Raw genomic sequence first — 19,023 nt, forward strand, 5'->3', positions numbered from 1 at the left:
TACTGTTCAGCCGATGAGGCGCCCGATCAGGGCATCGACATCGTCCGGCGTGTTGACGGCAACGCCTTCGGCCTCCCTCGCGATCCGCTTGACCATGCCCGTGAGGACCTTGCCGGAGCCGACCTCGACAAACGTGGTCACGCCGGCACCGGCCAGCCACTCGACGGATTCGCGCCAGCGTACCGTACCGGTAACCTGCTCGACGAGCCTGCGACGGATTTCATCCGGATCGGAAATCGCCGCGGCCAGAACATTGGCGACAAGCGGCACGGCAGGAGCCTTGAGCGTTACCCTGGAGAGCGCATCGGCCATGACATCGGCGGCGGGTGCCATCAGCGCGCAATGGAAGGGCGCGCTCACAGGCAGCAGGATGGCGCGCTTGGCGCCCTTGCCCTTGGCGATTTCGACCGCGCGTTCGACGGCCGCCTTATGGCCGGACACGACCACTTGACCAGGCGCATTGTCGTTCGCCGCCTGGCACACCTCGCCCTGGGCAGCCTCTTCGGCAACGGCGCGCGCAGCCTCGAAGTCCAGCCCGAGCAGCGCCGCCATGGCCCCCTCGCCGACCGGAACGGCTTCCTGCATCGCCTTGCCGCGAATGCGCAGCAGCCGCGCCGCATCCCCGACGCTCAGGCTGCCGGCGGCGGCCAGGGCGGAATATTCACCGAGCGAATGGCCGGCCACGAAGGAAGCGCTGGCGGTAAGATCGAGCCCGCGCGCTTCCAGCACGCGCATGGCGGCAAGGCTGACAGCCATCAGCGCGGGCTGTGCATTGGCCGTCAGCGTCAATGTCTCTGCCGGTCCGTCCCACATGACGCGGCTGAGCGGCTCGCCGAGCGCCTCGTCCACTTCCTGGAAGACATTACGCGCTTCGGCGAAGGCATCGGCCAGTTCCTTGCCCATGCCGACAGCCTGGCTTCCCTGGCCGGGAAATGTAAATGCAATCGTCATTTTCGTTTCCGTCCCAAAAGCCGGTTGCAGTTGCGGCAGGCCGGCACGTGTCGGGGCTATGACACGGTGCAGGCACTGCCTGTCAAGGGCCGCAGGGCAAAAAACGGATGATAGACCGTGGCGAGGCTTGTGTTTTGCCCATCTTGCGGTATAAGCCGCGCTTCACCCGGGACTTTGGCCGGGGGCTGAACGGAAGGCCGGTTGCCTTTATCAACCGGCAGGCGTGGAAAAGCCACACCGTCTTCCCGTGTCTCCGCTCTCGAAGTTGCTTCGGTTCGCCTTTCAGGAGAGCTCGAAGAGGCTTGGCGCCGGTCCCTCGTTGAAACCAAAGGAAAGGCACAAGAACATGCCTCTTTACGAGCACGTGTTCCTTGCCCGCCAGGACGTTTCCCCCCAGCAGGTGGAGCAACTGGTGGAGCAGTACAAGGCCCTGATCGAAGAACAGGGCGGCAGCGTCGGCAAGATCGAGAACTGGGGTCTGCGGTCGCTCGCCTATCGCGTCAACAAGAACCGCAAGGCGCACTACACGCTGATGAACATCACGGCCGCCCCGGCAGCGGTGGCCGAGATGGAACGTCAGATGCGCATCAACGAAGACGTTCTTCGTTTCATGACCATCCGCGTGGAGGCTCATGAGGAAGACCAGTCCGCCATGATGCAGAAGCGTGATCGCGACGATCGTCGTCGTGGCAAGGACCGCGACGATCGCGGCGGTGGCGGCGGCCCGCGTGGCGGCCGTCGTGGCGACTTCGACTAAGGGAGACGACGGATGATCGATATCGCACAGCTTCCGACCCGGCGTCCCTTCTTCCGCCGTCGCAAGACCTGCCCGTTCTCCGGCGCCAACGCTCCGAAGATCGACTACAAGGACATTCGCCTGCTGCAGCGCTACATCTCGGAGCGCGGCAAGATCGTCCCGAGCCGCATCACCGCGGTTTCTGCGAAGAAGCAGCGTGAGCTGGCCCGCGCGATCAAGCGCGCCCGCTTCCTCGGCCTGCTTCCCTTCGTGATCAAGTAAGCACGCGGTTTGCAATATCCGGGGCGCCTCCGGTGCCCCGGAACTGTCCGAAATCCTCGGGCATCCCGGCTGGGGCTGCGGGACCGTTCCACGAGCCCCTAACCGCGTTCGAAGCGCGGGACAGACGGTACAGGAGTTAACTCCAATGGAAATCATTCTTCTCGAACGCGTCGCCAAGCTTGGTCAGATGGGCGACGTCGTGCGCGTGCGCGATGGCTTCGCGCGCAATTTCCTGCTCCCGCAGGGCAAGGCGCTCCGTGCCAACAAGGGCAACCTGGCCCGCTTCGAAGCCGAGCGCGCGCAGCTCGAAGCCCGCAACCTCGAGCGCAAGCAGGAAGCGGAAGCCGTCGCGGCGAAGCTCGACGGCCAGGCCTTCGTGGTGATCCGTTCCGCCGGTGAAACCGGTCAGCTCTACGGTTCCGTCGCCACCCGCGACATCGCCGAAGTGCTCGACCAGGGCGGCTTCACCATCGAGCGTTCCCAGGTCAGCCTCAACCGTCCGATCAAGACGATCGGCCTGCACAAGGTCGAGATCTCCCTTCATCCGGAGGTTCAGGTATCCGTCAACGTCAACGTCGCTCGTTCGTCCGATGAAGCCGAGCGTCAGGCGCGCGGTGAGGACCTGACCCAGGCCGACGTCAACCTCTTCGAATTCGAGGAAGTTGAGGGCGAGGAAGGCGAAGAGGCGGAAGCCGCTGAGGGCGAACAGGATTAATCCGGTTTAAGTACCGGGAATCCCTGATGTCGAAATTCGGGACGGCGCCTTCGGGCGCCGTTTTTTGTTGGGAATTTCCCTGTGGATTCAAGCGCCGTTGCCGGCGTGCACACGTCAACTGCATTGCTGGTTTATCCCCGATGATCTCAATGCGCCAAAGAGTGTCGGGAAACTCCCTGAATCGACTTTTCCTCCTTCCTTTCGCAGGGTAACGAAGAGTGGGGTAGATGCGAGGGGCGAGATGAAGGGTCAGCTTCAGCAGATGGAGGCCGCGCAGCAATTGATGCGCGTGGCGCCGCACAACGCGGAAGCCGAACGCCAGCTTCTCGGCGCGATACTGGTCAACAACGAGACGTTTTACCGCGTTTCCGACTTCCTCGAACCCCTGCACTTCTTCATCGAGCCGCACCGCGACATTTATGAAAAAGTCAGCCAGCTCATCCGCGCGGGCAAGGTGGCGTCTCCCATCACGCTGAAGACCTTCTTCGGCGCGGACGCGAAAATCGCGGACCTCAGCCCCGCGCAATATCTGCTTCGCCTCGCCGCCGACGCCACGTCCATCATCAATGCCGAGGATTACGGCCAGGCGATCTACGACCTGGCGATCCGCCGCAACCTGATCCGCATCGGCGAGGATATGGTGAATATCGCCTTCGATGCGCCGATCGACATGCCACCGGGCCAACAGATCGACGACGCCGAACGCCGCCTCTTCGAACTGGCGGAAAAAGGACGCGCCGAGGCCGGCTTCCTGAGTTTCGGGGATGCGCTGACCGATACGATCGCGATGGCTGCCGCCGCCTACCAGCGCGAAGGCAAGCTCTCCGGCATTTCGACCGGAATGCGCGATCTCGACGAGAAGATGGGCGGCCTGCAGTCGTCGGATCTGATCGTGCTGGCCGGCCGTCCGGGCATGGGCAAGACCTCGCTTGCCACCAATATCGCTTACAACGTAGCCGAGGCCTATGAGGCGGAGGAGCAGGCCGACGGCACCCTGAAGACCGTGAACGGCGGCATCGTCGGCTTCTTCTCGCTGGAAATGTCGGCGGAACAGCTGGCCACCCGTATCATTTCCGAGCAGACGGAAATCCCCTCCTCGAAGATCCGCCGCGGCGATATCAACGAGGCGGAATTCGAAATGCTGGTGGCCGCATCGCAGAACATGCAGATCGTGCCGCTTTACGTCGACCAGACCGGCGGTATTTCGATAGCCCAGCTCGTGGCGCGCGCGCGGCGCCTCAAGCGCCAACGCGGCCTCGACCTGCTCATCATCGACTATATCCAGCTCATTTCCGGTTCCTCGAAGAACCAGGGCAACCGCGTCCAGGAAATCACCGAAATCACGACCGGGTTGAAGGCGCTCGCCAAGGAACTGAACGTCCCGATCATCGCACTGTCCCAGCTCTCCCGCCAGGTCGAGAGCCGCGACGACAAGCGCCCCATCCTGTCGGATCTGCGCGAATCCGGGTCCATCGAGCAGGATGCCGACGTCGTGATCTTCGTCTATCGCGAGGAGTACTATCTCGGAAAATCGATCCCGGAAGAAGGGACCGAAGAGTTTTTCAAATGGCAGGACAAGCTCGACCGCGTGAAGAACCGGGCCGAAGTGATCATCGCCAAGCAGCGCCACGGACCCACGGGCACGGTCGATCTCCACTTCCAGGGCGAATTCACCCGATTCTCGGATCTAGCCGAAAGCGAGCGCTTCCCGGAGCCGCGCGACTAGGGCCCCGCCCCTGGGACGATTGGCGTCCCTCTTGGAAAAGGCGCGTTCCGGGACATATTTTCGCCCTTTCCGCTTCGACATAAGTGGCTCGTCACCCAAAATGGGGTGTCACGAATCGGGCAGAGGCGAAAGCGATGGTCTCAACCCCAGCGCGGCAGGACGATGGTTCCCTGCGCAGCGGGCGGATCACAATCGATCTCGATGCGATCGCCGATAACTGGCGAACGCTTTCCGCGAAACTGAAAACGGGCGCCGAATGCGCTGCCGTCGTCAAGGCGGATGCCTACGGACTCGGCATCGCCGAGGTCGCCGTTGCGCTTCATGCCGCCGGCGCCCGCACCTTCTTCGTTGCGACGCCCGAGGAGGGGTTGGCCCTGCGCGCCCTGCTTTCGGACGCTGTCATCTATATTCTGAACGGCCTCTATCCCAACGCGGCAGCCGACTACGCGGCGGCGAACCTCCGGCCGGTGATAGGCTCGACGAGCGAAGCCGCCGTTTGGTCGGATTTCATCAGATCGGCCGGGATAGCCTCACCCGCCGCGCTTCACGTCGACACAGGCATGAACAGGCTCGGCCTGACGATCGATGAAGCCCGCAGCCTGTCGCAAGACGATCGGAGCGGCTTCGCGCCCGTGCTAGTGATCTCGCATCTCGCTTGTGCGGACACGCCTTCCCATCCGATGAATGCCGAACAGCTCGTCCGTTTCCGCACCCTGAAGAAGCTCTTTCCCGGTTCGGCCATGTCGTTCGCCAATTCGGCCGGCATTCTGCTTGGCCAGGACTATCATTTCGATCTCGCCCGCCCGGGGATCGCTCTTTATGGCGCGCGGGCGAGTACGTCCGGCGAGACCCCGCTGCGCCCGGTAGCCAAGGTCGAAGCCCGCCTCCTGATGACACGACATGTCCGCAAGGGCGAAACCGTCGGCTACGGTGCCAGCTACACCGCGGAGCGTGACATGCGGATCGGCCTTGTGGCCGTCGGATATGCCGATGGATTGCTGCGTCTTGCCGGCGCAACCGACGACAGGCCGGGCGCCTTCATGTCGATCGGCGGGCGCAAGGTTCCCATTCTCGGCCGCGTTACCATGGACCAGACCATGATCTCGCTGGAGTCCATAGCCGAGGATGAAGCCGCGCCGGGCCGCATGGTGGAAGTTTTCGGTCCCGATATTGCCGTTGACGACGTTGCAGCAAGCGCCGAAACGATCGGTTACGAACTCCTGACCCGCCTTGGCCAACGCCTCGAGCGCCGCTATATCGGTGGCCGTCATGGATTGGGTGATTGATGGCCAAGAGGACCTCCTCCTTCGTCTGCCAGGCCTGCGGCGCGGCAACAGGCAAATGGGCCGGCCGTTGCGAGAGCTGCGGCGAATGGAACACCATCGTTGAAGAGCAGACCGGCGGTGTGGGGGCTGCGCCCGGGCAGGCGCAGGCGCGCAAGGGGCGGGTTGTCCCCCTCGTCGGACTTTCCGGGGAGATGAAAGAAGCGCCCCGCATCGTCAGCAAGGTCGCCGAACTCGACCGCGTGACGGGCGGTGGTTTCGTTCGCGGGTCCGCCCTTCTCGTCGGCGGCGACCCGGGCATCGGCAAGTCCACGCTGCTCATCCAGGCGGCCGCCCAGATTGCCCGGCTTGGCCACAAGGCCGTCTACATTTCCGGCGAGGAGGCCGTCGACCAGGTCCGGCTGCGCGCCGAAAGGCTCGGGCTCACCGATGCCGATGTCGGCCTTGCGGCGGAAACCTCCGTCGAGGATATCCTGGCAACGCTGAAGGCCGGTCCACCACCGGCTCTCGTCATCATCGACTCCATCCAGACGCTCTGGACCGAGCTTGCCGATTCTCCGCCCGGCACCGTGACGCAGGTGCGCGCGTCCTCGCAGGCCCTGGTGCGCTATGCCAAGCAGAGCGGCGCAACGGTGATCATGGTCGGCCATGTCACCAAGGACGGCCAGATCGCCGGCCCGCGCGTGGTGGAGCACATGGTCGATGCCGTGCTTTATTTCGAGGGCGACGGCGCCCACCAGTACCGCATCCTGCGATCCGTCAAGAACCGCTTCGGGGCAACCGACGAAATCGGCGTCTTCGAGATGACCGACAACGGCCTGAAACAGGTTACCAATCCGTCGGCCCTGTTCCTCGGCGACCGCAGCGGCTCGGCGCCCGGCGCATCCGTGTTCGCCGGCCTGGAAGGCACAAGGCCGCTGCTGATCGAAATCCAGGCCCTTGTCGCCCCCTCCCCGCTTGGCACCCCTCGTCGGGCGGTCATCGGCTGGGACAGCGCCCGACTTTCCATGATCCTCGCCGTGCTGGAAGCGCGTTGCGGCGTGCGTTTTGCCCAGCATGACGTCTATCTCAACGTCGCGGGCGGCCTCCGGGTCAACGAGCCGGGTGCCGATCTCGCCGTGGCCGCCGCCTTGATATCGAGCCTCAGCGGGGTTGCCCTTCCACCCGATAGCGTCTATTTCGGCGAAGTCAGCCTTTCAGGGGCAATCCGTCCCGTTTCACAGGCGCAGGCCCGGCTGAAGGAAGCGCAGAAACTCGGGTTTTCCACGGCGCTTGCGCCACAGGCAAACCTGAAGGACGGTAACAGGGAAATCGCATCCGCGGTGGGGCTGAGCGAGCTGAGCGAACTCGTCGCCCGCATTGCATCCGGCGCCGGCAAGGACGGGTCAGGCAAGGCGGCATAAGGAAGACTTCCGCGAAAGGTCCACGCGGAATTTTGGACCGAAGGACGCCCTTTCAGGCGACGGCCAGGGACTTAAGCGAGCAATGCCAATAACGCTTCTCGACGGAATCCTTCTCGTCATCATGCTGCTGTCGGCAGTGCTCGCCATGATCCGCGGCTTCGTTCGCGAAGTCCTGTCCATTGCCTCGTGGGTCGCAGCCGCCGTGGCCGCATATCTTCTGTACGGGAGCGTGCTTCCCTTCGTGAAGCAATATGTCGCACAGGAATATGTGGCACTTGGCGTTGCCGTGGCGGGAGTTTTTCTGGTCACGCTGATAGTGGTGAGCTATATCACCATGCGCATCTCGGACTTCGTTCTGGACAGCCGGATCGGCGCGCTCGATCGCACGCTCGGTTTCGTGTTCGGAGCGCTGCGGGGATTGCTGCTGGTGGTCGTCGCCATGCTCTTCTTCAACTGGTTCGTCCCCGAAGAACAGCAACCTCAGTGGATCGTCAGCGCGAAGTCGAAAGGCATCATCGATACGATCGGCAACCGCCTCGTGGCGGCTCTGCCGGAGGATCCGGAAAAGACGATCCTGGAAAGCATCAAGAACCGTGCCCGCAAACCGTCCGGCGACACGACCCAGGCGCCCGCTGAAGAGCCGGACTATTCGGCATCGGAGCGCCAGGGCCTCGACCAGTTGACGAATTCGGGTGGCAGCAACTGATCTCTATGACACGAGAGGCGCCATGTCTGACGACATGCTGACGACCAATCCCTTTGAAGACGGCGACCACCTCCGCGAGGAGTGCGGCGTCTTCGGCATATTCGGCCATTCGGATGCCGCAGCCCTTGTAACGCTTGGATTGCATGCCCTCCAGCATCGCGGCCAGGAAGCGGCAGGAATTGTCACGTTCGACGGCAAGCAGTTCCACAGCGAACGGCACATGGGCCTCGTCGGCGACAATTTCACCAAGCAGGCCGTCATGAACCGCCTGCAGGGCGACCGTGGCATCGGCCATACCCGATACTCGACCACCGGCGCTTCGGCTCTACGCAACGTGCAGCCGCTCTACGCGGATTTCGCGGGCGGCGGCTTCGCCATGGCGCATAACGGCAATCTCACCAACGCCCTGACCCTGCAGAAAGACCTGCAGAGGCGCGGTTCGATCTTCCAGTCCACTTCCGACAGCGAAACGATCCTTCACCTGATCGCCATGAGCAGCCAGAAGCATCTGGTCGACAAGCTGATCGACGCGCTTACCCAACTTGAGGGCGCCTACGCCCTTGTGGGCCTTTCGGAGAAAAAACTGATCGGCGCCCGCGATCCCCTGGGCGTTCGCCCGCTCGTCCTCGGCGACCTGCATGGCGCATACGTACTGGCGTCCGAAACCTGCGCACTCGACATTATCGGCGCGCGCTTCGTGCGCGATATCGAGCCGGGCGAGATGGTCATCATCTCCAATGAGGGGCTTGAAAGCCTGCATCCGTTCGAAAAGCGCAATCATCCACGCTTTTGCATCTTCGAATACGTCTACTTCGCGCGCCCCGATTCCAGCGTGAACAGCGTGAACGTCTACGGCGTGCGCAAGCGTATCGGCGAGGAACTGGCCCGCGAGGCCCCGGCTGACGCCGATCTCGTGGTGCCCGTGCCCGATTCCGGCACGCCGGCCGCCATCGGCTTCGCGCAGGCCGCGAACCTCCCCTTCGAACTCGGCATCATCCGCAACCACTATGTGGGCCGCACCTTCATTGCGCCGACCGATTCCATTCGCCATATGGGCGTGAAGCTGAAGCACAACGCCAACCGCGCCATGCTGGACGGCAAGCGCGTGGTTCTGGTCGACGACTCGATCGTGCGCGGTACGACCTCGCTGAAGATCGTGCAGATGGTCCGCGAGGCCGGAGCGCGTGAGGTGCATATGCGCATCGCAAGCCCCCCAACCACGAATTCCTGCTTCTACGGTGTCGATACGCCGGAGAAGACAAAGCTCCTTGCCTCGCGCATGTCGATCGAGGAGATGGCGAATTACATCAAGGTGGACAGCCTCGCCTTCCTGTCGATCGATGGTCTCTATCGGGCGGTCGGCCAATACGGCCGCGACAATGAGCACCCGCAATTCTGCGACGCGTGTTTCACCGGCGATTATCCGACGAGCCTTACCGATCACGATCAGCCGACCGAGATCATGAAGGCAACCCGACTGGCGGAGGCCGGATAATGAATGCTCACAAGCCCTTCGAAGGGCGAATTGCCGTCGTGACCGGCGCGTCGCGCGGCATCGGCTACCAGATCGCCAAATCCCTCGGGACAAAGGGGGCGCATGTCGTCGCGATCGCCCGCACGGTCGGTGCCCTTGAGGAACTGGACGACGAAATTCAGGCCGCCGGCGGCTCGACGACGCTCGTGCCCGTGGACTTGAAGGACTTCGATGCCATCGACCGTCTTGGCGCTGCCATATACGAGCGCTGGAAGAAGCTCGATTTCCTGATCGGCAATGCCGGCATTCTCGGCGTGCTTTCGCCGGTCGGCCACATCTCGCCCAAGGTGTTTGAGGAAACGCTTGCGGTAAACGTGACCGCCAACTGGCGCCTGATCCGTTCGCTCGACCCGCTGCTTCGTCAGTCAGATACTGCCCGCGCCGTTTTCCTGACGGCGGCGGAAGCGCATAGCTGCAAGCCCTATTGGAGCCTGCAGGCGACCACCAAGGCCGCACTCGAGGCGCTGGTAAAGACCTATGCGGCGGAAACCCGCAATATGGGCGTCCGCGCCAACCTCTTCGATCCCGGCCCCGTGCGAACCGCGCTTCGCGCCAAGGCGATGCCCGGCGAAGATCCCGCACGCCTGCCAGCCCCAGAGGAGGTCGTGCCCGCCGTGCTCGACCTGCTTTCGCCCGACCTGACCGCAACGGGCGAGACTTACAGCTACTCCAGCCGCAAGGCGGCGTAATGAAAACAAGAAAGGCCGGGCAATGACCCGGCCTTTTTTCGATTGAGCCGTTCAGCCCTTATCGATCCTTGCTGTGATAGGGGTTGTCGCCCTTGCGATAGCTGAGCCGTATCGGCGTTCCCGCCATGTCGAAACTGTCACGCAGGCCGTTGACCAGATACCGCGTATAGCTTTCCGGCAGATTCTCGGGCCGTGAACAGAAGACGATGAAATGCGGCGGCCGGGTCTTCGGCTGCGTGATGTAGCGCAGGCGGATTCGACGGCCGGAAACCGCGGGCGGCGGGTGGTGGATCAATACGCCGTCGAGCCAGCGATTGAGCCTCGACGTCGAAATGCGGCGGTTCCAGGTCTCATAGGCTTTGAACGCGGCATCCAGCAGCCGGTCGATGCCCTGCCCGTGCAAGCCGGACAGCGTGACGATCTGGACGCCCCGGATCTGGTTCAGATAGCGCTCATGCGCATCCTTGAACAGCTGCGCCGCGGCGTCGCGATCTTCAACCAGATCCCACTTGTTGATCGCAATGACGATGGCACGGCCTTCCCGCGCAACAAGATCGATGATCTGCAGGTCCTGCTTCTCGAACGGAATCAGCGCGTCGAGCGTGACGATGACCACTTCGGCGAAGCGAATGGCCCGCAGCGCGTCGGCGACCGAAAGCTTCTCCAGCTTTTCCTGTACCCGCGCCTTGCGGCGAATGCCGGCCGTATCGAAGATCTTGAGATGCCGGTCGCGCCATTCCCACTCGACGGAAATCGAGTCCCGTGTGATACCGGCCTCGGGTCCGGTAAGCAGACGCTCCTCGCCCAGGATCTTGTTGATCAGGGTGGATTTGCCGGCGTTCGGCCGCCCGACGATGGCCACCCGAAGCGGCCGTTCCTTCGTGCCGGCCGGTTCTTCCGCCGCGTCGTCCTCGACATCCACGTCGGTGACGGCCACGTCGCGCTGCTCTTCGGCTTCCTTCACTTCGTCGACATAGGGAAGCAGGGCTTCATAGAGCGAGGCCATGCCCTCGCCATGCTCCGCCGAGAGCGCGACGGGCTCGCCGAACCCCAGGCCGAATGCTTCGTAGAGCCCCGCCTCGCCCGCCTTGCCTTCCGCCTTGTTGGCGACAAGGATGATGGGTGTCGGGCTCTTGCGCAGCAGGTCCGCGAAATGCTCGTCCGTGGGAACGATGCCGGCTCGCGCGTCGACGACGAAGAGCACGACGTCGGCCGCCGCGATCGCCTCCTCGGTCTGGGCGCGCATGCGCCCTTCCAGCGAATGGGCTTCCGCCTGCTCCAGACCGGCCGTATCCACGATGGTGAAACGCAGGTCGCCAAGTCGCGCTTCGCCCGCGCGACGGTCGCGGGTCACACCTGGCGTATCGTCGACAAGCGCGAGGCGCTTGCCGACCAGTCGATTGAACAGAGTCGATTTCCCGACATTCGGTCGGCCGACGATTGCTACCGTGGCGGGCACGCTGGGAACTCCTGGGCGCTTGACGCGTCTTAGTTGAATGCGACCACGTCGCCGTCGGAAGAAACCGTCACGACGCGCCCACCAGCCACGATCGGGCTGACGTAAACATCAATAGACGTTTCCTGGGTGCCAATGGAGCGTCCGCTCGATGCATCGATCCGCACCATTTTCCCGTCGCTTGAAAAGGCAACCAGCGTACCGTTGGCCAGGATCGGGCCGGCCCAGTTTACCCGGTCCTTCTTCTTTCCGCTGGGAAGCGGCGTCTGCCACAAGGGCTCGCCGGTCTTGCGGCTGAGTGCCAGCATATTGTCGTCGAGGTCGATCAGGAATACCGCGTCGCCGGAGACGACCGGCGTATGCACGGAGCCATAATCCTGCTCCCACACACGCTCGCCCGTCTTGATGCTCGCGGCGATGATGCGGCCGGCAACACCTGCCGCATAGACGACGCCGTCGGCGATTACAGGGCTGCCGGCGACGTCGACAAGCCCCGATACCGCATGGGTCCGGTAGGACCTGGACACGCCGTCGATCCACATCGGCTGCCCTTTTTCGATATCCATTGCCAGCACTTCGCCTGATGACGACGGAAAGACCACGGTGCCGCCGGATACGGCCGGATTTGCGGAAGACAGGATGCCGCCCGTTTCCGGAATGCCGGCATAGGCCCACTTTTCCGTTCCGTCTTCCTGGGTCAAAGCGACGACTTCGTTGTTCTGTGTAACAGCGAAAACGTGGCCCGCAGCAGCGGTCGGCGCCTCGCGCGCGGGCGCGGAAAGATCCTTGCTCCACAGCACGGTGCCGCTGTTGGCGTCGAGAGCCGCCAGCTGGCCGTAGCCGGTCGCCACAAACACCCGACCATTATCGACGGCTACGCCGCCGCCGGAGGCCACGTCGCGTTCGCCCTCGGGCCGCAGGTCGCGGCTCCAGGCCCTGCCGCCGCCGCTGGCGCTGAGCGCGACGACGGTACCGTCCTGCTTGTAGACATAGATCCTGCCGCCGTCGGAAACCGGCCGCGCCGACAAACGCACCGGCGAGGAGACCACCCCGCTGATACCGCCAAGGCCGCCGCCGACCGACTTGCCAACGGACGAACGCCACGCGCGCGCGCCGCTGACAGAAACGGCAACGTTACCCGGATTGTTCGTCGAATTGCCGCCGGCCTGCGACCAGTCCTGCCCGCCCGACGCCGGGCCGACGGACGCTGTCTGTCCGGCGATTTCCGCCGGTGTCGTTCCCGCAGAAAACAGATCCTGTCGTTCGCCCGGCAGGATCTTTTCCTTCTTTGTGAACGGATTGATGGTGTCCGTATATTCGGAAACCGTGTCGCAGGCACTTACAGTCAGCCCGCAGGCGATCACGCAGGCGCTGAGAATGTTTCGGCGCAAAGCAGCAGACGTCACGAATTGCTTCCTTCTTTCGGCGCGCCCTGGCTGGCGTTTACGAGGTCGAGCAGCAGGTTGGCCCGGCCGACCACCTCCGCCGGCGCTCCTTCCGCCTTGACGATGCCATCGAGCCAACGGCGTGTCGCATCCATGTCGCCCGCCTTCCAGGCGGAGAATGCCAGGGCCTCCCGTGCGAGGAAGCGCCACTGGTTGCCGTCGCCGGCAAGCGTGGAGAGGCGTTTCTCCATGGCCGCGTAGTCTTCCGTATCCATGGCGAGATAGGCGGCGCGCAACGTGGCTATATCGCGATACAGCTGCGTCAGGGCACTATCGGACGCGATCGCGTCGAACTCGGCAAGGGCAGCCTCCACGTCGCCGGCTTCGGCCTTGCTGGTCGCCGCGCGCATCCTGGCAAGCATCGGATAACCGCCGGTCGCGTCTTCCAGCTTGCCGAACAGTTCCTGTGCCTCGACCTGCTTGCCCTCATTCGAAAGCGCGACGGCCTGCAGGAAAAGATCGCCGGCTTCCGCCGCCTGCTGCGCCTGCCAATATTGCCAGCCGCGATAGCCCGCCGTACCGACGACGATAAGAAACGCCGCCATCAGCAGCCACAGGCCAAACCGGTCCCACAGCTTCTTGTAGCGCTCGTGCCGGATTTCCTCATCGACCTCGCGGAAAATATCGGACATTCGATCTCGGTTCCTGAACGTATTGAGAGGCTTGGCGAAGTAGCCTCATGTTTTCCCGGGGCCTTGGCCCTTCATCGCGCGCGACACCATATATAAGCGTCATCCCGCTGGCAAACGGCCCGAAGGCATATCGCCCCTAAATGCACGCGCGCTACGCATTGCCTTAAAATTGGGGCTGAATTCTGCCCGTTTCGCGCTTCAGACAAGAGGAACGCCGATCAGCCAGCCATGGAGCTTCCAGAGGAATAGACCATAAATGGCCAGTCCGCCGACAATCGCAATGGAATCGTTGCGAGCGGCGGCGCTGCCGGGCGCAAGGGCGGGTATCCCGCCGCGTCGTTTGAGGGAAACCCGGTCGACCACCGCCCATGCGAGAAAGGCGAGGAAAAGCAAGGCCGAAGCGACGTCGCCATTCGCCAGCAGATGCGAAAGTGCCCAGATCTTGATGGCCACAATCATCGGATGGCGGACCTTCGCCTTGATCCGGCCGGGCAAATAGGCCGCGAGCAGCAGCACGAAGACCGGCACCATCAGGAGCATTGTCACGTGCCGCAGCCAGATCGGAGGATCGTAGAGGACCGGGGCTCCCTCGGCTCGAGCCTGGGCATAGCCCAGGACGATAAGCGCAAGGCCGGCAAGTGACAGCAGCGAAAAAAGGGCTTTGTAACCGCCTTCGCCCAGACGCGATCGCAATCCGGCACGTATCTTCCCGGTTATCGGAAGGCTATGCACGCCAAGAAACAGGATGAGGCCCGCCACCAGAAGCCCAATTCCCATGCGTGATCTTCCTTCCTGTCCGGATATTCCCCACTGCCCCCCATAACCTCCATATCCCACTGTAGCAATAGCCAGATTTTTCACATTCCTCTGGACAACAAGAGCGACGCACCCTACAGCCGATGCGTCGGAATCAGGTTCTCAGGCAGCGCGGGCCGGTTTCCCTTGCAGGCAAGGAAGCCGAGGCTGGAGCGTGTTCCGTTCAGGTCGAACCGACCCGAGCGACAAGATTGTGCTCAAGGCGTTAATCCTGGAGCAATTTCTTGCTTTTCGGGTCATTCCACCGGAAGGGAAAACGCTTTAGGAATTTGGCGAACTCGAAGAGAAATCCCCTACACACGTTGGCGTGACCGAACGCCGGCTATTTGGGGAATCTCAACCAATTGGCGCAATAGGTAGCGCCGAACAGCCAGATAGCGAATATGGCCATGGCAACTGCTGCGACTGATAGGCACGAGGAAGGGATGAGCAATAGCGAACGCCGCAAGGCCACGCGACGCCGGACATTGAAGGGCGGCAAGATCATCCTCGGCAGGGTGAGCGTGTTCGATTGCACGGTCCGCAATCTTTCCGACACCGGCGCGCTGCTCAAACTCCCCTCAACCGTCGGCATTCCGGACGAATTCGAGTTCAAGATCGCCAATGACGATATTCACGTGATCGCCAAGGTCCGCTGGCGCACGGAGACCGAGATCGGCGTCTTTTTCGAGAAGCGCCTGCCCTGAGCACTGCGAGGCCACGGCTCCCGGGATCCAGTATACGGCTCCCGGTTCTCCTTGAATTATCGGTTTATAACGAATTTTCCTTCAGGAACTCCTGATGGACACGCGCTCGCAAGCATTCGCCAGAGCGCAATCGGAAAGCTCGTCCGCGTCGCCGAGTTCGCTCGCGTGCCGCCTTCCCCATTCGCAAAGTGACATGATGAACGGCTCCAGGCTCAGGCCGAGAGGGGTTGCCGAATAGTCGACTCTGGGCGGAACCTGCCGAAAGATTTCCCGATGCACCAGGCCATGAAATTCCATTTCGCGTAATTGCTGGATGAGAACTTTCTGGCTCACGTCGGGCAAAAGGCGGGTCAGCTCGGAGAGCCGCTTGGAGCCGTCGAAAAGATGGAAGAGAATGACCGCCTTCCAACGGCCCGAGATAACCTTCAATGCCCGCTCGATCGGCAGGGCGGGAAGGCGTTTCAGTGGCTCCGCCATACTTACCTCTTAGTGAGTATTGGACCGAAAAGTCGGTTTAATTCAATCGGAACCTACGCCCATATCGCTCGCGAAGCCAATCAACTGCGCGAGCTTATCATGAGAGCTATACAGATAGAACGGTTCGGCGGACCGGAGGTCCTCCGGCTGGTCGAGCTGCCGAAGCCGCAGCCTGCCCCGTCCGAGATCCTGGTTCGGGTCGCGGCCTCAGGGGTCAACTTCGCCGACACGCTGATGCGATCCGACGAATATGCGGCGACGCCCCCGCTGCCGTCGGTCCTCGGATCGGAAGTAGCCGGTATCGTCGAGGGCATCGGCAGCGAGGTCGACGGACTGCGGGAAGGCATGCGGGTCGCGGCCCCGCTCTTTGCAGCCGGCATCTATTTCGGCGGCTACGCAGACTATGTGACGATCGACGCCCGCTACGCCGTGCCGGTGCCTGACGACCTTTCCTTCGACAAGGCCGTAGCGCTGATGGTCCAGGGCCTCACTGCGCTCTACCTCACCAGGCAGGCCGACCCGAAGGGCAAGACCGTGCTGGTCAATGCGGCAGCCGGTGGCGTCGGCTCCCTGCTGGTGCAACTGGCAAAACAAGCCGGCGCGAGGACCGTGATAGCGGCCGCCAGCACAAGCGAGAAGCTTGCCTTCGCGAGGGAACTCGGCGCCAATGCCGCGGTCAACTACACATTGCCCGACCATATCGACCGGCTAATGGAAGCCAGTGGCGGACAAGGCCCGGATATCATCTATGAATCGGTTGGCGGCGCCGCGCTCAAGGACGGCCTCAAGGCGCTTGCCCCGCGCGGCCAGCTGATTACCTACGGTGCGCTGAACATTCACAAGTTCAGCCTTGGCACGCCCGAACTGCTGGGGCTTATCTTCAGGAACCAGTCGCTGACCGGCTTCGCGCTGGTGCCGCTTCTCACGCCGGACCTCCTGCAGGAAAGCCTGAAGGATCTCTTTGCCAGCGCGGCGGCGGGCGAACTTGCGGTGACGATCGGCGCATCCTACCCGCTGGAACGGGCCATGGACGCCCATCGGGCGCTGGAAAGCCGCACGACCACCGGCAAGGTCGTCCTGACCGCCTGAAAAAGATTGGCGGTCAGGTGGAGACATCTGATCGCCATTCTCGGCAGTCGGAAGGAAATGGCTATTCCCGTTCCACAGTCCGAAAGGGCCATAAATAACGGTATCTGCTTATCAAATTCCGGGGGCTCTTCAAAAAGGCCGCCTTAGCTACCCCTCCAGCGCCGCAATCATTTCCACCCGCGTCGCATGCCGTCCGCCCTCGAAATCGGCGGTCAGGAACGCATCCACGATATCGAGCGCCAATCCCTCGCCGACCACGCGCGCGCCGATCGACAGCATGTTGGCATCGTTGTGCTGACGGATCATGCGGGCCGAGAAAGTGTCGGCGCAGGCGCCGCAACGGATGCCCTTTATCTTGTTCGCCGCCATCATGATGCCCTGGCCGGTACCGCACAGGATGATGCCAAACCGGCAATCGCCGGAAGCGACGAGCCGCGCGGCCGCTTCGCCGTGCCTGGGATAGTGTGTGCTCTCCGGCGTCGTCGGGCCGATATCGACCACCGTCCAGCCACGCGCCTCAATATGAGCGGCAATCGTCTGGCGGAGCTCGATAGCGGCATGGTCGCTGGAAAGAACGATGCGGTCTTTGGCAGTCATGAAGCCCTGATCCGGTTTCCGGAAACAATTGCGGCTTTGTCGAGTTGGTTCGACGTACCGGCTCATTCCCACTCGATTGTTCCCGGCGGCTTGGACGTCACGTCATAGACGACGCGGTTGATGCCCTTCACCTCGTTGATGATGCGGGTCGCCGCACGGCTCAGGAATTCCATGTCGTAGTGGTAGAAATCGGCGGTCATGCCATCGATCGACGTCACCGCCCGCAGCGCGCAGACATATTCGTAGGTCCGGCCATCGCCCATGACGCCGACCGTCTGCACCGGCAAAAGCACGGCGAATGCCTGCCAGATCGCGTCGTACAGGCCCGCCTTGCGGATCTCGTCCAGATAGATCGCGTCGGCCTGGCGCAGGATATCGAGCTTGGCGCGCGTGATCCCGCCCGGGCAGCGGATGGCAAGGCCAGGACCGGGGAACGGATGCCGGCCGACAAAAGCCTCGGGCAGGCCGAGTTCCCGGCCAAGCGCCCTCACCTCGTCCTTGAAGAGCTCGCGCAACGGCTCGACCAGCGCCATGTTCATGCGCTCGGGCAGGCCGCCGACATTGTGGTGCGACTTGATCGTCACCGACGGGCCGCCGGTAAAGGAAACGCTCTCGATCACGTCCGGATAGAGCGTGCCCTGGGCCAGAAACTGCGCGCCGCCGATCTTCTTCGCCTCGGCTTCGAACACCTCGATGAACAGGCGGCCGATCGTCTTGCGCTTCACTTCAGGGTCGGTTTCCCCTTCCAGCGCATCGATGAAGGTGTCGGCCGCGTCCACATGAACCAGCGGAATATTGTAGTGATTGCGGAAGAGCGACACGACCTGCTCGGCCTCGTTCATCCGCATCAGGCCGTGGTCGACGAAGATGCAGGTGAGCTGGTCGCCGATCGCCTCGTGGATCAGAACCGCCGCCACCGCGCTGTCGACACCGCCGGAAAGGCCGCAGATCACCTTGCCGTCGCCGACCTGGGCGCGGATGCGCGCCTTTGCATCTTCACGGAACGACGCCATCGTCCAGTCGCCCGCGCAGCCGGCGATGCCGTGCACGAAATTGCGCAAGAGCCGCGCGCCGTCCGGAGTGTGGACTACCTCCGGATGGAATTGAACCGCATAGAAGCGCCGCGCCTCGTCGGCGATTGCCGCAAAAGGCGCGCCTTCCGAAGTCGCGATGACGCGGAAGCCCTCAGGCAAGGCCGTGACGCGGTCGCCATGGCTCATCCACACCTGATGCCGGGTACCGATATCCCAGACGCCCTCGAATAACGGGCTCTTTTCCTTGACTTCGATATAGGCCCTGCCGAATTCGCGATGGTTGCCGGCTTCCACCGCACCGCCGAGTTCGGCGCACATGGTCTGCTCGCCGTAGCAGATGCCGAGGACCGGAATACCCGCATCGTAAATCGCCTTTGGCGCCCTCGGACTTCCCATTTCGGTGGTCGACGCCGGCCCGCCCGACAGGATCACCGCCTTGGGCTTCATGTCGTGAAAGGCGCTCTCGGCCGACTGGAAGGGAACGATCTCCGAGTAGACACCCGCCTCGCGCACCCGGCGCGCGATAAGCTGGGTTACCTGGGAGCCGAAGTCGATAATAAGGATGCGGTCTGTCATGCGCCGCTTCTAAACTTTCGCCCCGTGTTTTGAAACACAAAAATGCTGCGCTGCGCTGTCGATACCGCGCTCTGGATATCCCGCGCGATCGATACGCGAATTTTGACCCGGCCCCTTCGCACACCTACGCTCGGTAGAAAGATGAAAAGCGATTCGGGGCGAACCTGCGGCTCGCGGCAACCGGCGGAGT

General features: G+C 62.9%; 19 protein-coding genes. 11 read left to right on the forward strand and 8 right to left on the reverse strand.

What is annotated here, in order from left to right; translation table 11 throughout:
- Positions 1-6 precede the first annotated feature (6 nt).
- A complete protein-coding gene (gene fabD / locus H2509_RS06725) occupies positions 7-951 on the reverse strand; it encodes an ACP S-malonyltransferase (protein WP_182163544.1) in 945 nt (314 codons plus the stop codon).
- Between the two features lie 346 nt (positions 952-1,297).
- On the opposite strand from fabD, the gene rpsF reads away from it, so the two are divergent.
- From rpsF to H2509_RS06770, 9 genes are all read left to right on the forward strand, one after another.
- Positions 1,298-1,708 carry a 30S ribosomal protein S6 gene (rpsF, locus tag H2509_RS06730; RefSeq protein ID WP_182163546.1) on the forward strand — a complete coding sequence of 137 codons (411 nt, stop codon included), beginning with the start codon at positions 1,298-1,300 and terminating at the stop codon, positions 1,706-1,708.
- A gap of 12 nt (positions 1,709-1,720) precedes the next feature.
- Entirely contained in the window at positions 1,721-1,969 is a 249-nt protein-coding gene (gene rpsR, locus H2509_RS06735) for a 30S ribosomal protein S18 (RefSeq protein ID WP_182163548.1), read from the forward strand.
- 145 nt (positions 1,970-2,114) lie between these two features.
- Positions 2,115-2,684 (forward strand): 50S ribosomal protein L9, encoded by a 570-nt coding sequence (rplI, locus tag H2509_RS06740; RefSeq protein WP_182163550.1) that lies wholly within the window; start codon positions 2,115-2,117, stop codon positions 2,682-2,684.
- A gap of 241 nt (positions 2,685-2,925) precedes the next feature.
- On the forward strand, positions 2,926-4,410 hold the full coding sequence (locus H2509_RS06745) for a replicative DNA helicase (RefSeq protein WP_182163552.1): 1,485 nt from the start codon (positions 2,926-2,928) through the stop codon (positions 4,408-4,410).
- Between the two features lie 134 nt (positions 4,411-4,544).
- A complete protein-coding gene (gene alr, locus H2509_RS06750) occupies positions 4,545-5,696 on the forward strand; it encodes an alanine racemase (RefSeq protein ID WP_182163554.1) in 1,152 nt (383 codons plus the stop codon).
- A complete protein-coding gene (radA, locus tag H2509_RS06755) occupies positions 5,696-7,096 on the forward strand; it encodes a DNA repair protein RadA (RefSeq protein ID WP_182163556.1) in 1,401 nt (466 codons plus the stop codon). Before alr ends, radA begins: the two co-directional genes overlap by 1 nt.
- An 82-nt stretch (positions 7,097-7,178) precedes the next feature.
- Positions 7,179-7,802: a CvpA family protein gene (locus tag H2509_RS06760; RefSeq protein WP_182163558.1), complete on the forward strand. Its 624-nt coding sequence runs from the start codon at positions 7,179-7,181 to the stop codon at positions 7,800-7,802.
- A gap of 22 nt (positions 7,803-7,824) precedes the next feature.
- Positions 7,825-9,297 (forward strand): amidophosphoribosyltransferase, encoded by a 1,473-nt coding sequence (gene purF, locus H2509_RS06765; RefSeq protein WP_182163560.1) that lies wholly within the window; start codon positions 7,825-7,827, stop codon positions 9,295-9,297.
- Positions 9,297-10,025, forward strand: a complete 729-nt coding sequence (locus H2509_RS06770; protein WP_182163562.1) for an SDR family NAD(P)-dependent oxidoreductase — start codon at positions 9,297-9,299, stop codon at positions 10,023-10,025. The genes purF and H2509_RS06770 overlap by 1 nt, the downstream gene beginning before the upstream one ends.
- 58 nt (positions 10,026-10,083) lie before the next feature.
- Here the strand turns inward: H2509_RS06770 and der are convergent, their stop codons facing one another.
- The 4 genes from der to H2509_RS06790 all read right to left on the reverse strand — a co-directional run bounded on the left by der (position 10,084) and on the right by H2509_RS06790 (position 14,335).
- Entirely contained in the window at positions 10,084-11,484 is a 1,401-nt protein-coding gene (der, locus tag H2509_RS06775; RefSeq protein ID WP_182163564.1) for a ribosome biogenesis GTPase Der, read from the reverse strand.
- A gap of 29 nt (positions 11,485-11,513) precedes the next feature.
- Positions 11,514-12,887: an outer membrane protein assembly factor BamB family protein gene (locus tag H2509_RS06780; protein ID WP_328805002.1), complete on the reverse strand. Its 1,374-nt coding sequence runs from the start codon at positions 12,885-12,887 to the stop codon at positions 11,514-11,516.
- A complete protein-coding gene (locus tag H2509_RS06785; protein ID WP_182163566.1) occupies positions 12,884-13,558 on the reverse strand; it encodes a tetratricopeptide repeat protein in 675 nt (224 codons plus the stop codon). The genes H2509_RS06780 and H2509_RS06785 overlap by 4 nt, the downstream gene beginning before the upstream one ends.
- A 198-nt stretch (positions 13,559-13,756) precedes the next feature.
- Complete coding sequence (locus H2509_RS06790; protein ID WP_209001820.1) at positions 13,757-14,335, reverse strand: NnrU family protein; 579 nt, start codon at positions 14,333-14,335, stop codon at positions 13,757-13,759.
- 464 nt (positions 14,336-14,799) lie between these two features.
- On the opposite strand from H2509_RS06790, the gene H2509_RS06795 reads away from it, so the two are divergent.
- Positions 14,800-15,060, forward strand: a complete 261-nt coding sequence (locus H2509_RS06795) for a PilZ domain-containing protein (RefSeq protein ID WP_182163568.1) — start codon at positions 14,800-14,802, stop codon at positions 15,058-15,060.
- A gap of 81 nt (positions 15,061-15,141) precedes the next feature.
- Here the strand turns inward: H2509_RS06795 and H2509_RS06800 are convergent, their stop codons facing one another.
- Positions 15,142-15,537: a winged helix-turn-helix transcriptional regulator gene (locus H2509_RS06800; protein ID WP_182163570.1), complete on the reverse strand. Its 396-nt coding sequence runs from the start codon at positions 15,535-15,537 to the stop codon at positions 15,142-15,144.
- 99 nt (positions 15,538-15,636) lie between these two features.
- Between H2509_RS06800 and H2509_RS06805 the strand changes: the two genes are divergently transcribed.
- The gene (locus H2509_RS06805; protein ID WP_182163572.1) at positions 15,637-16,626 is read left to right on the forward strand and encodes a quinone oxidoreductase family protein; all 990 of its coding nucleotides are present in this window, start codon (positions 15,637-15,639) and stop codon (positions 16,624-16,626) included.
- A 147-nt stretch (positions 16,627-16,773) separates the two neighbouring features.
- Here H2509_RS06805 and rpiB read toward each other — a convergent pair whose 3' ends face one another.
- Positions 16,774-17,223, reverse strand: a complete 450-nt coding sequence (rpiB, locus tag H2509_RS06810; RefSeq protein ID WP_182163574.1) for a ribose 5-phosphate isomerase B — start codon at positions 17,221-17,223, stop codon at positions 16,774-16,776.
- 62 nt (positions 17,224-17,285) lie between these two features.
- Positions 17,286-18,833 (reverse strand): glutamine-hydrolyzing GMP synthase, encoded by a 1,548-nt coding sequence (gene guaA, locus H2509_RS06815; RefSeq protein ID WP_182163576.1) that lies wholly within the window; start codon positions 18,831-18,833, stop codon positions 17,286-17,288.
- Positions 18,834-19,023 lie beyond the last annotated feature (190 nt).

Source organism: Stappia albiluteola, from assembly GCF_014050225.1.
Lineage (GTDB): Bacteria > Pseudomonadota > Alphaproteobacteria > Rhizobiales > Stappiaceae > Hongsoonwoonella > Hongsoonwoonella albiluteola.